Raw genomic sequence first — 14,199 nt, forward strand, 5'->3', positions numbered from 1 at the left:
CAAACGCCTTGGCGCAGTTGTGCGCCCCGCGAACCGGATCCCGTCATGTTACGAATTACCGAACTCAAGCTGCCAATCGACCATCCCGAAGAAGACCTGCGCCCTGCCATCGTGCAGCGCCTGGGCATCGCCAGTGATGACCTGCTCGATTTCACCTTGTTCAAGCGCAGCTACGATGCGCGCAAAAAGTCTTCCGAACTGTGCTTCATCTACACCATCGATCTCAACGTTCGCGATGAGGCTGCGGTGCTGCACACGTTCGCCGATGACCGCAACGTCAACGTAGCGCCGGATGTCAGCTATAAGGTGGTGGGTCAGGCACCGGCCGATCTCGAACAACGCCCGGTTGTCGTCGGTTTCGGCCCGTGCGGAATCTTCGCCGGGCTGCTGCTCGCGCAGATGGGCTTCAAGCCGATCATCCTCGAGCGCGGCACTGAAGTTCGCCAGCGCACCAAGGATACGTGGGGCCTGTGGCGTAAAAGCGTGCTCAACCCCGAGTCCAACGTGCAATTCGGCGAAGGCGGCGCGGGGACGTTCTCTGACGGCAAGCTCTATAGCCAGATCAAGGACCCGAAATTCATCGGTCGCAAAGTCCTGCACGAGTTCGTCAAGGCGGGGGCTCCGGAAGAAATTCTCTACGTCAGCAAACCGCACATCGGTACGTTCCGTCTGACCGGCGTCGTGGAAAACATGCGTGAGCAGATTCGCGCGTTGGGCGGTGAAGTGCGCTTCCAGCAGCGGGTCACCGACGTGTTGATCGAAGACGGTCAACTGGTCGGTGTCGAGCTCAGTGGCGGCGAACAGATTCATTCGAAACACGTGATCCTCGCCCTCGGGCACAGTGCCCGGGACACCTTCCGCATGCTGCACGGGCGTGGCGTGTTCATGGAAGCCAAGCCGTTTTCGGTGGGTTTCCGCATCGAGCATCCGCAATCGCTGATCGACCGTGCGCGCCTGGGCAAGTACGCCGGTCACCCAAAACTTGGCGCCGCCGACTACAAGCTGGTGCACCACGCCAAGAACGGCCGCTCGGTCTACAGCTTCTGCATGTGCCCGGGCGGCACCGTGGTGGCGGCGACGTCCGAACCGGGGCGTGTGGTCACCAACGGCATGAGCCAGTACTCGCGTAACGAGCGTAACGCCAACTCCGGAATCGTCGTGGGCATCACCCCGGAAGTCGATTACCCGGGTGGCCCGCTGGCTGGAATCGAGCTGCAGGAGCGTCTGGAGTCTCACGCCTTTGTGCTCGGCGGCAGTAACTATGAAGCGCCCGCACAACTGGTGGGCGACTTCATTGCCGGTAAGCCGTCCACCGAGCTGGGCAGTGTGGAACCGTCCTACAAACCAGGCGTTGCGCTGGGTGATCTGGCATTGGCTTTACCGGCGTTCGCCATCGAAGCCATTCGCGAAGCACTGCCGGCGTTCGAGAAGCAGATTCGCGGTTATTCGCTGCACGACGCGGTGTTGACCGGGATCGAGACCCGCACCTCGTCGCCACTGCGCATTACCCGGAATGAGTCGATGCAGAGCCTGAACGTGAAGGGTCTGTTTCCAGCGGGTGAAGGCGCAGGTTACGCGGGCGGGATTTTGTCAGCCGGCGTTGATGGTATCCGGATTGCCGAAGCAGTAGCGCGGGATATCCTCGGCCTCGAAGCCTGATCTGTATCCTTGTGGGAGCGAGCTTTTGTGGCGAGGGGACCTGTCCCCGTTGGACTGCGCAGCAGGCCCAAAACCTGAGTTCTCGGTGTGTCAGATACATTCCGAACTCACAGTTTGGGGCCGCTTCGCGACCCAACGGGGACAAGTCCCCTCGCCACAAAAGCTCGCTCCCACATTGGTTTCATTGCCTGAACACTCTCAGATATTGGCGCGCAACACGGTCGTGGGTAACGCCTCACCACGCTCGGCACTCGCGGCCACGGCATCGATCAAACTACTCAACGCGTACCCTTGCGCCTTGAGCCAATCCTGATCGTAATAGGTGTCTGCGTAGCGCTCGCCGCCATCACACAAAATCGCCACGATCGACCCCGTCTCCCCCGCCGCCGCCATCTGTTGAGCCGCCATCAAGGCGCCAATCAGGTTGGTCCCGCTTGAGCCACCCACATGTCGCCCCAAACGCTGCGCCAGGTAATGCATGGCCGCCAGTGAAAGGGCGTCAGGCACCTTGACCATCGCATCGATCACCTTGGGCAGAAACGACGCTTCGACACGGGGACGTCCAATACCCTCAATCCGCGATCCGTGGTCCAGACGCAGACTCGCGTCCCCAGTCTGGTAGTAGTCGAAGAACACCGAGCGCTCAGCGTCGGCGCAAAGCACCCGGGTGCAATGCTGGCGATAACGCACATAACGGCCAAGGGTCGCGGTGGTGCCACCGGTGCCAGGACTGGAGATCAGCCAGCTCGGTTCCGGGTGAGATTCGAAACGCATCTGATGGAAGATCGACTCGGCGATATTGTTGTTCGCGCGCCAGTCGGTGGCTCGCTCGGCATAGGTGAACTGGTCAATGAAATGCCCATCGTGTTCACGCGCCAAGCGCTCGGATTCGGCATAAATCTGCGTTGGGTCGTCGACCAGGTGGCTCTTGCCACCGTAGAACGCAATTTGCGCAATTTTCTCTTTAGACGTCGTCGCCGGCATCACGGCAATAAATGGCAGGCCCAGCATGCGGGCGAAGTACGCTTCGGAAATCGCCGTCGAGCCGCTGGACGCCTCGATCACCGGAGCACCCGGTTTCAGCCAGCCGTTACACAGCGCATAGAGGAACAACGAACGCGCCAACCGATGTTTCAGGCTGCCCGTGGGATGGCTGGACTCATCCTTGAAATACAACTCGATGCCCGAAAACCCCGGCAGCGGCAGAGGGATCAGGTGGGTGTCGGCGCTGCGCTGGAAGTCCGCTTCAATGATCCGAATGGCTTCACGAGCCCACTGTCGGTTGTCGCTCATGGTGATTGTCTCGTTGGATCGGCAAGAGTCGGTCCTTTTGCAAGGTTCAGCGACAAGCTTAGGAAAAAAACCTACATCGCGCACAGGTACAGCTGAGGTTCAATACACCCGGCAACTGCTAGGCTCAGTTTTTTCGCCAAGCATCCTAGCTGTAACGGTATATAACAAAAAAGAATATAACTTTTGTTTTAACAACTAACGGCACGGGTTACGGTGTGCCACCTTTCGAACCTTACCTTGGAGAGTGACTTTGCCTCTGCGTAGCACATTCACACGCTTCTTTCAGTTGGAAGCTGCCAGCGGCCTGTTGTTGATCGCCGCCGCAGCGCTGGCGCTGATCATCAATAATTCCCCGCTGTCGTGGCTTTACACCAGCTTTCTGGAGACCCCTGTCGTTGCACAGATTGGTGCGCTGCAAATCGCCAAACCGGCTCTGCTGTGGATCAACGACGGCCTCATGGCGCTGTTCTTCCTGCTGATTGGCCTGGAAGTGAAGCGCGAAGTCCTCGACGGCCAGTTGTCAAAACCGTCGCAGATCGTCCTGCCAGGCGCCGCAGCGATTGGCGGCATGGTTGTCCCGGCGTTGGTCTACTGGTTCTTCAACCGTGACAACGCCGCAGCCCTCGATGGTTGGGCCATCCCCATGGCCACCGACATCGCCTTCGCCCTCGGCGTACTCGCCTTGCTCGGCAAGCGCGTGCCTGTGTCGCTGAAACTGTTCCTGATGACCTTGGCGATCATCGACGACCTGGGGGCAATCATCGTCATCGCGATTTTCTACTCAGGGACGTTGTCGACCTTGTCGCTGGCCCTGGCGGGCGCGTGCATCGCGGCGCTCATCGCAATGAACCGGCTTGGCGTGGTCAAGCTTGGGCCATACATGATCATTGGTCTGATCCTCTGGGTGTGTGTACTCAAGAGTGGCGTTCACGCCACCCTGGCCGGCGTAACCCTCGCGTTCTGCATTCCGTTGCGCACAAAAAATGCCGAACCGTCACCACTGCTGAGCCTGGAACACGCCCTGCACCCGTGGGTGGCCTACGGCATCCTGCCATTGTTCGCCTTCGCCAACGCGGGCTTGTCCCTGAGTGGCGTGACCGCCGAAAGCTTCACCCACCATGTCCCCATGGGCATCGCAATCGGCCTGCTGCTGGGCAAGACCCTCGGCGTCTACGGCCTGACTTGGCTGGCGGTCAAAACCGGTATTGCCGCCCTGCCCCAAGGGGCAAACTGGGGCCAGGTGCTCGGCGTGGCGATTCTCTGCGGCATCGGCTTCACCATGAGTCTGTTCGTTGGCTCCCTGGCATTTGAACCGGGCGTGAGTGAATACGCGGGGATGGACCGGATGGGGATTCTGACCGGATCGATACTGGCGGCATTGATTGGCTATGCGGTGACTGCGGCGGCAAGCCGTAAAAGCGCTGTGTTGCAGCCTTGAAAGGAATGAACGGACAACACTGACGAACGCAAATCATATCGTCCAATTGGTATGCGTTACTGCAAGTTAGCCGTCGCCAATCCCTGAAAAAGAAAAACCCCGACCAGTCGCCTGATCGGGGTTTTCTTTTGCCGTCTTCCGCTTAGTGCGAAACGCGGCTCGTGCCATCAACCGTGGCGATGCGCACACGCTCGCCAACACGGAACACTTCGTTTTCCTGAACCTGTTGCACGTAGGCGCGCATGCTGCCGTCGTCTTCGCGAACGGTGATTTCCACGCCCTGGGTGCGGGTCAGGCCTTCTTCAGTGGCCGAACCCAGCAGGCCGCCGGCCACTGCGCCGATGACCGCTGCGACGATGCTGCCGCGACCGCCACCGATTGCACTACCGCCTACACCACCGACCACGGCACCTGCGGCGCCACCGATTGGGGTTTTGGTCCCTTCGATTTTCACCGGGCGCAGTGCTTCGATGGTGCCCATGCGAATCGTCTGCACGCGACGCGCTTCGTCACGGGAGTAGGAGTCACCGGTCAGGCTCGATTGGCAGCCGGTGAGCAACATCGCCATCGTGGAAAAGGAAGCAACCAACAGAACAGACTTACGCATAGCATCAACTCCAAAGGACAGGTATTCATTAAACTCCGCAGCATGACGCCTGTCACGGCATCGCCCGGATAAAAGTGGTTTGATTCAGGGCATGTACAGGCACCCCTCGAATTCACCACACAGTAGCGACAAATTACGAGATCTGCGCCACTGACCCAAGGATTTTCATGGATTACTTCATCATTGTCGTCACCACTGTCGCCGGTTTGTACTTCCACTGGTGGTTGTACGTGCGGATCAAACGCTGGATGGACCGTGATCTGGCGTTAGCCCTGGCCGGTGGGGATGAAGACAAGAAAGCCTACATGCTCCAGCAACTGGCGAACGCTCAAGCCAAGAAGATCAAGCGCCGGGACTTGCCGCAATGGCTGGAGGCCGCTGCGGCAGGGTATCCCGCTCGGTAGACTGCTTAGGGTGCCAGACGTTCAAGAATCCAGTCGGCGCCCTGCTGACGGTAGTTGAGGCGATCGTGCAGACGGCTCGGACGGCCCTGCCAGAATTCGATGCGCTCCGGTAACAGACGATAACCACCCCAGTGTTCAGGGCAATGAGGCTGAGTATCGCTGAAGCGCTGCTCGGTGTTCTTGAGAAGTGCTTCCAGCTCGGCACGGTCGGCGATCACCCGGCTTTGCGGCGACGCCCAGGCACCCAGGCGACTGCCGAGCGGCCGGACCTGATAGTAGGCATCGGAGTCTTCGGGCGTGACCTTCACCACTCGCCCTTCGATGCGCACCTGACGCTCCAGGGCTGGCCAGAAAAAGGTCATGGCAGCGAACGGGTTCGCTGCCAGGTGCTGACCCTTGGCACTCTCGTAGTTGGTGAAGAACGTGAAGCCCTGTTCGTCCAACCCCTTGAGCAGCAGGATTCGGCAATGCGGTCGACCATCAGCATCGACGGTCGCCAGGGTCATGGCGTTAGCCTCCACTGGCGCCTGTTCGGTTTTCACCGCGTCGGCAAACCACTGATGGAACAGCCCGAACGGCTCGGCCGGGGCTTGCGCCTCGGTCAGGCCGTCCCGGGTGTAATCGCGACGCATATCAGCCAGGCCCTGGGTCATGGTGCATTCCTTTTAAATTAACGAATTACTTCTTTGTAGCATCAGCGGCGGCGACTTTCTTGTCAGTGGCTGCGGCTTTGGCGGGAGCGGTCTTTTTCGCCGGGGTCTTGGTTTTAGCCGGGGCTTTCTTTGCAGGCGCTTTGGCAGCGGCTTTCTTGGCCGGGGCTTTTTTCGCGGCCGGCACATCGGCTTTCTTCGCCGCAGGGGCCGGAGTCACTAGCGCGACCGCTGGCTTGACGTCTTGAGCGGCAACCATGCGAACGGGGGCCGGAGCAGGCATGTTGTACTTGCTCAATAACGCCACCATGGTGTTCTGCGGCGTTACCAACAATTCGACGCGACGGTTCAAGGCACGACCTTCAGTGCTGTCGTTGGCAGCACGCGGCGCTTCGCTGCCCATCCCGCGAAGCATCAGGCGATCACGCTGCAGACCACTGAGGCGGAAGATCGCCGCGACGGCCTGAGCACGTTCCTGGCTCAGTTTCACGTTGGCTGGTGCGGCACCGGAGGTATCACTGTGCCCGAGCACAAGGACGGCTGTCTTAGGGTCGACTTCGAGAATTTTTGCCACCCGGGTGAACGGACCGAGCGTGACGGGCAGCAGCATGGCGGGACGATCCGGATTGAACGAACCCTCTACCGGCGCAGTGACTACCAAAACGTTTTCCCGACGCTCGAGTTGCAGGTTGCTGTCCTTGATGGCCGTGCGCAGGCGCGGTTCATAGTCGTCAAGCCAGGCCTGAGTGACTTTAGGATCAGGCATCGGTACGACCTTGGCGGTGTTCTGCTCCTTGCCTCCAAACGGCCACCACCATTTGCCACCTGCCTCGGCTTCCGCCTTGGCCACTTCAACAGGTTTGGCTTCAGGTTTTGCTTCAGGCTTCTTGTCGAGGACTTCTTCGGAGCCGAATGGCCAGTACCAAGGGTTAGCGCTTTCAGTTTTGGCGACCGGATTAGCGCTATCTGCCTTGGCGACCGGAGCCGTTGCGGCAGGCTTCAGAGGGGCTGGTGCCGCAGCGGGTTCTTTTGCCGCGACTTTATCGGACGAACCAAACGGCCACCAACTGCCGCCATCTGCATCATTTTGTGGAGTCTGTGCGCAACCGGTGATAGCGAAGCACAGGGCCAGGGCGAAGGTTTTATTGGATGACATTGGATATCCACAAAATGAAGTAATAAAAAAATCAGGCCAAGCTGGCCCGCATAAACAGACGCTTTGAAACCGAAAAGGCTGTCAGGTTCCGATATCGGACCCCTTGAGCGGGTTTTACAGACAAGTGGCCAGTACTCGCACAAGCTTTTGTGCGCGTGGATCCATCAAGACGTACGGCCCCAGTGTATTTGTCACAAAACCGAAGGCCACATCATGTTCCGGGTCAGCAAAACCGATGGAACCGCCGGCGCCTGGATGCCCGAACGCGCGCGGGCCGAGGCCGTAGGTCGCGTTGGGAACATCCGGTTGATCGAGCATGCAACCCAGACCGAAACGGGTACGGGTCAACAAAGTCTTGTCTTCGCCCAGGCTGTGCTCGCGGGTCAGCTCATCGAGCATCTCGCTTTCCAGCAGGCTGCCGTCGAGCAAACCGGCGTAGAACCCGGCCAGACTGCGAGCATTACCGTGACCATTGGCGGCCGGCTGCTGCATTCTGCGCCACTCGGGTTTATTGGTGCTGGTCAGCACGGACGGTGGATTGGTGAAGGCTCGCGTGGTCATCGCCGTCGGTTCGCGCATCGTCACTTGCAGCAAGCGCTGGGCCGCCGCATCGCCAACGTTGCCCTTACCGCGAGCGATGTGCGCCACGCGGTGGAATTCCTCGTCGGCCAGACCGACGTGAAAATCCAGCCCTAATGGCTTTGCGATCCGCGCAACGATGGATTCACCAGGACCCCGACCGTCGGCGCGACGCAGTAACTCGCCCACCAGCCAGCCATAGGTGATGGCGGCGTAGCCGTGACCGGTGCCCGGCGTCCACCACGGACTTTCGGCGGCCAGGGCATCTACCATGGTTTGCCAGTCGTAGAGAGCCTCCGGTGCGAGCAGTTCACGCAACGCTGGCAAGCCGGCCTGATGGCAGAGCAACTGGCGCAGGGTGACTGATTCTTTGCCGGCCGCAGCGAACTCGGGCCAATAGCGAGCGACGGGAGCATCCAGTTGCAACTTGCCTTCGGCGACCAGCTGCAGGGCAGTCACCGCGGTGAACGTCTTGGTGCAGGAGAACAGATTGGCGATGGTGTCGCTGTGCCAGGCTTCGGTGCCATCCTTGTCGGCGCTACCGGCCCACAGGTCGATGACGGTTTCTCCGCCGATCTGGATGCATAGCGCCGCGCCGCGTTCCTGGGGATCGTCGAACAGTGCAGCGAATGCCTCGCGCACAGCTTCGAACTTAAGCTCGTAATGACCCTGAATCTGCACCCGCAACTCCCCCGCATCAACGCTCTACAAAGTGGCCCGCATTGTTCCAGCCATTGATGGTTTTGGGAACAGGTGCGGGCCAGGCGGTCGACTGTCGTCTACTGTTGTGAACGCCTCAATGGCCATTCCCGGAATGCCCACCCGCATGACCAGCGCCCTGCCCGGCACCTTTGCCAGCATCGCCTTTGCGGCCGCCGTCTGTATCGTTACTGGCTTTATCGGCTGCGACCTTGGCCTTCTGTGCTTCCTTACCCAGTTGATCGACGGTCGCCAGGTTGCTTTTGCGCACACTGTCGACAAAGCCCTGGAAAGGCACATCGGTAATGCCTACCAGCCCGAAGTGACCGTTTTCGCCGTCCAGCAGACGACCGGTAACCGGCTGATCCAGGTACTGGAACCAGTGGACCCCGACAATTGACGGCTCGCTCATCGCCTGTTTAAGGAAGTTCGCATAAGCCGGGCCACGGTCCTCTTCTTTTGCCAATTGCGTCACACCGCCCCAGAACGGGCCACGATCGGCCGAGCCAAAATTGAATTCGGTGATCAATACCGGCTTGTCCAGACTGCGCAACTTCTCGAAGTCATAACCGTCCTGCGGTTGCAGGGTGTACATGTTGAAGCTCACCACGTCGCAATACTGGGCGCAGGACTCCACCGCTTCCGGGGTGCTGATGGCAAATCGGCCACCGAGTAGAAGCTGATTGGGCGCGTGCCATTTCAGCGAATCGGAGATCGTCTTGAAGTAGGTATCAGCGAAGACTTTCTGGAAATATTTGAAGTCGGCTTCGATTTCCGGATGTTCGGCGCTTGGTATCGGCGGAACAAAGCCCGGATCTTCCATCAATTCCCAAGCCGGCAGATCAATACCCCAAGCCTTGGACAAGCCTGCCTGGTTGCGATATTTGTCCCGCAGTTGCTTGAGGAACGCACGCTTGGCGGGCACGTCGGTGGTCATTTTCAAGGTGCCATACGCCAGCGCGTAGCGGGCCTTCGGATCGTCACCCGGACCGGCCCAGGCCAGTTCATTGTCGGCGAAGTAACCGATCAGCCACGGATCATCACGGTGATCCCGGGCGGCAATGGCAACCGCTCGTTCCGTGGCCATGGCAAAACGAGGATCAAACGGATCGGGCATACCGCCCCACCAGTCGCTTCCCGTACTGATGCTGGTGTAATCACCAACGATCGACAGCGGCAAGGTGTAGGGCACACGCTCAGAATTAGCCAGGGCCGGAGCGCTCCAGTTGCCAACCGTGTTGAAGCCCCAGGCTTGCAGCCGGTCCAGGGTGTGGCTGATCCAGCGGTTTTCATCAAGGTCGGCTTTGCAAGGCGCCGCCGGGGATTGTTCAACCACTTTGGCGGCAGTCGCCTCCACCGCATCGGATTTGGCGGCTTCGGCGATACCTGATTCACCCACTGAAGGTGCTGCCGGTTGCTCTGCGGCCTTCTCGACCGTCGCCTCGACAGCGTCGGCTTTGGCCGCTTCGGCGATACCGGCCTTGGTGGTGCTGCCGAGCGCGCAAGGGTCGCCGTATAAACGCTGCAGGTTAGCGCCATAGAAATCGTACCAGCGACCCGAGTTGTAGCTGCGTCCCTGATCCGCGCCATTACCACCGCGGTTGTCGCCTTCGCCGTAATGGCTGGCCAGCGGCTCATCGGGTTTTGGCAGGGCCTCGAACATCCACTCACGACCGGCGATGTACGTCTGATTGACGTCCGGGGTGACGGTGTTGACCCCCAGCGAATAAAACGGATGCCCTTCAGGCGTTACCAGATACCAACGGCCGTCGCGCTTTTCGGTACGGAAGAAACCGCTGGCCTTGAACGCCGGCCCTTTGGTCGAGCCGCCATAAGTGTCCAGTGACGTCTTTTCGCGTTCCGCCAGCCAGGTTTTGAGCTGTTGCTGTTCCTTGCCGGCAGCGCTTTTCAATTGCTCATCGCTGCTGACTTTTTCCGGCCATTTGGTTCGGGTCGATTGGCCGTAAGCGTCCACGAGATTGCCATAAGCCGCTTGAATGACCGGCTCAACGTCCTGAACACCGAAGCGTTCCAGCAGGATGCTCTGGGCGACTTTCGGCTGATCCATCGACAACGTCACCGACACCACCTGGCTGCGATCCAGCTCACCGGCACTGCTGGCCAGCAACACCCGCTGACCGTCGACCGTTATCGGCATCGGAGGTCCGGCCTTCATGCCAAGACTCAGCGAAGAACCCGGTTGCAACGGCACCAGCAGCGTTTGGGCAGGACCGGCCGGCAAATCGACGCGGCTGATCAGGGTCTTGCCATCGTTACTCTGGATTTTGACGTAGAGGGTCAGGGCCCAATTCATCGCGCTCTGAATCCGCAAACTCATGACGCCCGACTGCGACCAGTCCCAAGCGCCACTTTGCGGCGTCAGTCGCAACGTCGGTTGCGCGACGGGATTGAACGTTACCCGGCGCAACACTTCGCCTTCGGCCGTTTGCTCAGCATTGGATTGCGGCAGGCTGGCGTCCTGAGTCGCCACCTGCACCACGTCAGCGGGACGCACAAAGTTAAACAGCGTCTGCTGGCCGGCAGTAGCCGCCAGCAAAGGGGCTGCGAACATCAGGGTAAAAACCGCTGGTAAAGAATGGCGCAGCGAACGGCGAATCATAGGAACGTAGTTCTCCCTAGCGACCTTCAATAGGCCAGTGGAAAAGCGATGGCAGAGAGATAGACAACGCGGCGGGCATAAATGCCCACCGGTGTATCAGGAAATTTCACGACGGAAAGGAGGCAACGCATTGAGGATCGCCTTGCCGTAACGCTGAGTGACCAGGCGTCGATCCAGCAGGGTAATGGTGCCGCGATCTTCTTCGGTACGCAGCAACCGACCACAGGCCTGGACCAGTTTGAGCGAGGCATCCGGAACCGAGATTTCCATGAAGGGATTACCGCCACGGGCTTCGATCCATTCGGCCAGGGCTGCTTCGACCGGGTCATCAGGCACCGAAAAAGGAATCTTGGCGATGACCACGTGTTCGCAATAAGCCCCAGGCAAATCCACGCCCTCGGCGAAACTTGCCAGGCCGAACAGCACGCTCGAATCCCCACCATCGACCCGCGCCTTGTGCTTGTTCAGGGTTTCCTGTTTTGACAGGTTGCCTTGAATGAACACTTGTTTGCGCCAGTCGCGGTCGAGACCATCGAAAACGTCCTGCATCTGTTTGCGCGACGAGAACAGCACCAAGGTGCCGCGCGAACCTTCGACCAGTTGTGGCAAATCACGGATGATCGCGGCGGTATGCGCGGGCGCGTCCCGTGGATCGGCTTTCAGGTCCGGCACCCGCAGCACGCCAGCGTCGGCATGATGAAACGGGCTCGGGACGACGGCAGTGACGGCTTTTTTCGGCAGGCCGGCGCGCATGCGGAATCGGTCGAATGTGCCGAGCGCGGTCAGGGTCGCCGAAGTAACCAGCGCGCCATAAGCCACGTTCCACAGGTTACGACGCAGCATCTCCGCGGCGAGGATCGGACTGGCGTTGACCTCGATGTCGAACAGCGAACCGCTTTCAGCCAGGGTCAGCCAACGGGCCATGGGCGGGTTGTCTTCCGGGTCTTCGGCAGTGAAGGCCGTCCACAACTCCCAATTGCCGGAACAACGGGACAACAAGCTGCCGAACAGCGGATACCACTCTTCAGCCTGGTTGCTGGCGATGCCGATGTTGACCTCGCCATCCATGCCTTCTTTCAACAGTTCAGTGAGCCGGGTGAACACGTCGGTCAGCCGGGCGAACCCCTTTTTCAGCTCGACACCCATTTCACGCATGTGCTCGGGAATCACCCCGCCCACGAAGCGATGACGCGGCCGCTCGCGGCCTTCAACGTCTTCACCGGGTTTGAAATCGGCAACCTGTTCGCAGGCGGTGAACATGAACTGCTGTTGAGTCTTGATCTCCCGCGCCAGCTCCGGCACCTGCTCGATCAGCTTGCCCAGGTCACCCGGCAGCGGGTGTTGGGCGAGCAGCTTGGTGAGGTTCTTGGCTGTGGTTTCCAGCCAGTCGGCGGTGGAACGCAGGCGTGTGTAATGGGCGAAGTGACCGATGGCCTTGTCTGGCAGGTGATGACCTTCGTCGAATACATAGATGGTGTCGCGCGGGTCCGGTAGTACCGCACCGCCGCCCAAGGCGAGGTCTGCCAGGACCATATCGTGGTTGGTGACGATCACGTCGACCTTGCCCATGCCTTCGCGGGCCTTGTAGAAGGCGCACTGGCCGAAGTTAGGGCAATGGCGGTTGGTGCACTGGCTGTGATCGGTCGTCAGACGCGCCCAGTCGGCGTCTTCCAGGGCGGTGGACCAACTGTCACGGTCACCGTCCCATTTATTGCCGGCGAGCTTTTCGATCATGCTGGTGAACAGCTTCTGACTGGCCTCGTCGACCTCGATCTTGAAGCCTTCTTCCTCGAATAACTGCGCCGTGGCGGTTTGCGCATGACCTTCCTGCAGCAGCATGTCGAGCTTGGACAGGCACATGTAGCGTCCGCGCCCCTTGGCCAGAGCGAAGCTGAAATTCAGCCCGCTGTTACGCATGAGGTCGGGCAAGTCCTTGTAGACGATCTGTTCCTGCAGGGCCACCGTGGCCGTGGCAATGACCAGACGCTTGCCAGCCGCTTTCGCAGTCGGGATCGCCGCCAGGCTGTAGGCCACGGTTTTACCGGTACCGGTGCCGGCTTCCACCGCGACAATCGCGGGGTCGCCACTGCGCCGGCCTTCGTCGTCGGTGTCGATGTCACCGAGGACTTTGGCAATTTCGGCGATCATCAGGCGTTGGCCGTAGCGCGGCTTGAGGCTCTTGGCCTCGAGAAAACGCGAGTAGGCGCCCTGAATCGTGGTTTTGAGTTCGGTGCTGATCATGGATTGTCGGGCGCAATAAACGCTGGATAAATTTTCAGTGGTTTGGTTCGGCGGCTATCATACCCCGCTAATTAATCCCGCGCAGAACGGAGTACCTCAATGACACCTTTTGGCATCGTTTACACCCTGCATGTCCTGTCCGCCCTGGTGTGGGTCGGCGGCATGTTTTTCGCCTGGATGGTCTTGCGCCCCGCCGCCGTGAAAGCGCTGGAAGGCCCTGCCCGGTTGAAGCTGTGGGTAGAAGTGTTCCAGGGGTTTTTTCGCTGGGTCTGGATCGCGGTGATTCTGTTGCCGATCAGCGGCGTGGGCATGATTCATCTGCAGTACGCCGGATTTGAAGCCGCGCCGCGTTATGTTCAGGTGATGATGGGACTCTACGTGGTCATGACGGCGCTGTTTATCAGGATTCAGGCGCTGATGTTGCCTGAACTGCGCACCGCCGTGACGGCTCAGGATTGGCCGGCAGGGGCTGCAGTGCTGGGGAGAATTCGTCGATTGGTGGGGATCAACCTGATCGTCGGGTTGGTGCTGGTGGCGATCGCTTCGGCTCGCCCGATGTTCTAAAGCAGATCCGGTCACTGTGGCGAGGCAGCTCGCTCCCTCACCACAGGGGATTTGTCTTTCTTACAGACGCTGAACAGTCACTGTACCTGCGGCGCCCTCAGGCCCGGGCTGGCCGTCGGCGCCTGGACGACCGCTCTTGCCGCCATCGGCGCGATAGACGATGCAACCTTTTGACTTGCCTCCCGCACCCGGTTTTCCGCCAGGCCCTGCCAAGCCACCTGCACCGCCGGCTACCTGGACCTTGATCTGCTCAACCGGGTAATCACGCGGCACTTCCAACCGGACCATT

At 59.9% G+C, this 14,199-nt stretch carries 11 protein-coding genes and 1 pseudogene; 4 read left to right on the forward strand and 8 right to left on the reverse strand.

The window, feature by feature from the left end:
- Nucleotides 1-45: 45 nt before the first annotated feature.
- A complete protein-coding gene (locus GBC55_RS12405) occupies nt 46-1,659 on the forward strand; it encodes an NAD(P)/FAD-dependent oxidoreductase (RefSeq protein ID WP_162438581.1) in 1,614 nt (537 codons plus the stop codon).
- Between the two features lie 198 nt (nt 1,660-1,857).
- Here GBC55_RS12405 and GBC55_RS12410 read toward each other — a convergent pair whose 3' ends face one another.
- Nucleotides 1,858-2,952 carry a PLP-dependent cysteine synthase family protein gene (locus tag GBC55_RS12410; protein ID WP_162438580.1) on the reverse strand — a complete coding sequence of 365 codons (1,095 nt, stop codon included), beginning with the start codon at nt 2,950-2,952 and terminating at the stop codon, nt 1,858-1,860.
- A gap of 250 nt (nt 2,953-3,202) precedes the next feature.
- Here GBC55_RS12410 and nhaA point away from each other — a divergent pair, with 250 nt between their 5' ends.
- Complete coding sequence (gene nhaA, locus GBC55_RS12415) at nt 3,203-4,390, forward strand: Na+/H+ antiporter NhaA (RefSeq protein ID WP_162438579.1); 1,188 nt, start codon at nt 3,203-3,205, stop codon at nt 4,388-4,390.
- Nucleotides 4,391-4,532: 142 nt separating this feature from the next.
- Here nhaA and GBC55_RS12420 read toward each other — a convergent pair whose 3' ends face one another.
- A complete protein-coding gene (locus tag GBC55_RS12420) occupies nt 4,533-4,997 on the reverse strand; it encodes a glycine zipper 2TM domain-containing protein (protein ID WP_020798113.1) in 465 nt (154 codons plus the stop codon).
- A 167-nt stretch (nt 4,998-5,164) separates the two neighbouring features.
- Between GBC55_RS12420 and GBC55_RS12425 the strand changes: the two genes are divergently transcribed.
- Nucleotides 5,165-5,401, forward strand: a complete 237-nt coding sequence (locus tag GBC55_RS12425; RefSeq protein WP_162438578.1) for a hypothetical protein — start codon at nt 5,165-5,167, stop codon at nt 5,399-5,401.
- 5 nt (nt 5,402-5,406) lie between these two features.
- Here GBC55_RS12425 and pdxH read toward each other — a convergent pair whose 3' ends face one another.
- The 5 genes from pdxH to dinG all read right to left on the reverse strand — a co-directional run bounded on the left by pdxH (nt 5,407) and on the right by dinG (nt 13,346).
- Nucleotides 5,407-6,054 carry a pyridoxamine 5'-phosphate oxidase gene (gene pdxH / locus GBC55_RS12430; RefSeq protein ID WP_162438577.1) on the reverse strand — a complete coding sequence of 216 codons (648 nt, stop codon included), beginning with the start codon at nt 6,052-6,054 and terminating at the stop codon, nt 5,407-5,409.
- A gap of 25 nt (nt 6,055-6,079) precedes the next feature.
- Nucleotides 6,080-7,207, reverse strand: a complete 1,128-nt coding sequence (locus tag GBC55_RS12435) for an OmpA family protein (protein WP_162438576.1) — start codon at nt 7,205-7,207, stop codon at nt 6,080-6,082.
- 114 nt (nt 7,208-7,321) lie between these two features.
- Nucleotides 7,322-8,467, reverse strand: a complete 1,146-nt coding sequence (locus GBC55_RS12440; RefSeq protein ID WP_162438575.1) for a serine hydrolase domain-containing protein — start codon at nt 8,465-8,467, stop codon at nt 7,322-7,324.
- A gap of 115 nt (nt 8,468-8,582) precedes the next feature.
- Nucleotides 8,583-11,105 carry a beta-galactosidase gene (locus GBC55_RS12445; protein ID WP_162438574.1) on the reverse strand — a complete coding sequence of 841 codons (2,523 nt, stop codon included), beginning with the start codon at nt 11,103-11,105 and terminating at the stop codon, nt 8,583-8,585.
- Nucleotides 11,106-11,201: 96 nt separating this feature from the next.
- Entirely contained in the window at nt 11,202-13,346 is a 2,145-nt protein-coding gene (dinG, locus tag GBC55_RS12450; protein ID WP_162438573.1) for an ATP-dependent DNA helicase DinG, read from the reverse strand.
- A 99-nt stretch (nt 13,347-13,445) separates the two neighbouring features.
- On the opposite strand from dinG, the gene GBC55_RS12455 reads away from it, so the two are divergent.
- On the forward strand, nt 13,446-13,910 hold the full coding sequence (locus tag GBC55_RS12455; RefSeq protein WP_162438572.1) for a DUF2269 family protein: 465 nt from the start codon (nt 13,446-13,448) through the stop codon (nt 13,908-13,910).
- A gap of 60 nt (nt 13,911-13,970) precedes the next feature.
- Here GBC55_RS12455 and GBC55_RS12460 read toward each other — a convergent pair.
- Nucleotides 13,971-14,199 (reverse strand): annotated as a pseudogene (locus GBC55_RS12460) (collagen-like protein); the annotation flags it as partial.

Origin of the sequence: Pseudomonas sp. TNT3 (assembly GCF_010095445.2) — a bacterium.
GTDB lineage: Bacteria > Pseudomonadota > Gammaproteobacteria > Pseudomonadales > Pseudomonadaceae > Aquipseudomonas.

What these genes read in the sequence shown, in the direction of transcription:
- GBC55_RS12405 (WP_162438581.1), top strand. Translation starts at nt 46, where the DNA reads ATGTTACGAATTACCGAACTCAAGCTGCCAATCGACCATCCCGAAGAA.
- GBC55_RS12410 (WP_162438580.1), bottom strand. Translation starts at nt 2,952, where the DNA reads ATGAGCGACAACCGACAGTGGGCTCGTGAAGCCATTCGGATCATTGAA.
- GBC55_RS12420 (WP_020798113.1), bottom strand. Translation starts at nt 4,997, where the DNA reads ATGCGTAAGTCTGTTCTGTTGGTTGCTTCCTTTTCCACGATGGCGATG.
- GBC55_RS12425 (WP_162438578.1), top strand. Translation starts at nt 5,165, where the DNA reads ATGGATTACTTCATCATTGTCGTCACCACTGTCGCCGGTTTGTACTTC.
- pdxH (WP_162438577.1), bottom strand. Translation starts at nt 6,054, where the DNA reads ATGACCCAGGGCCTGGCTGATATGCGTCGCGATTACACCCGGGACGGC.
- GBC55_RS12435 (WP_162438576.1), bottom strand. Translation starts at nt 7,207, where the DNA reads ATGTCATCCAATAAAACCTTCGCCCTGGCCCTGTGCTTCGCTATCACC.
- GBC55_RS12445 (WP_162438574.1), bottom strand. Translation starts at nt 11,105, where the DNA reads ATGATTCGCCGTTCGCTGCGCCATTCTTTACCAGCGGTTTTTACCCTG.
- dinG (WP_162438573.1), bottom strand. Translation starts at nt 13,346, where the DNA reads ATGATCAGCACCGAACTCAAAACCACGATTCAGGGCGCCTACTCGCGT.
- GBC55_RS12455 (WP_162438572.1), top strand. Translation starts at nt 13,446, where the DNA reads ATGACACCTTTTGGCATCGTTTACACCCTGCATGTCCTGTCCGCCCTG.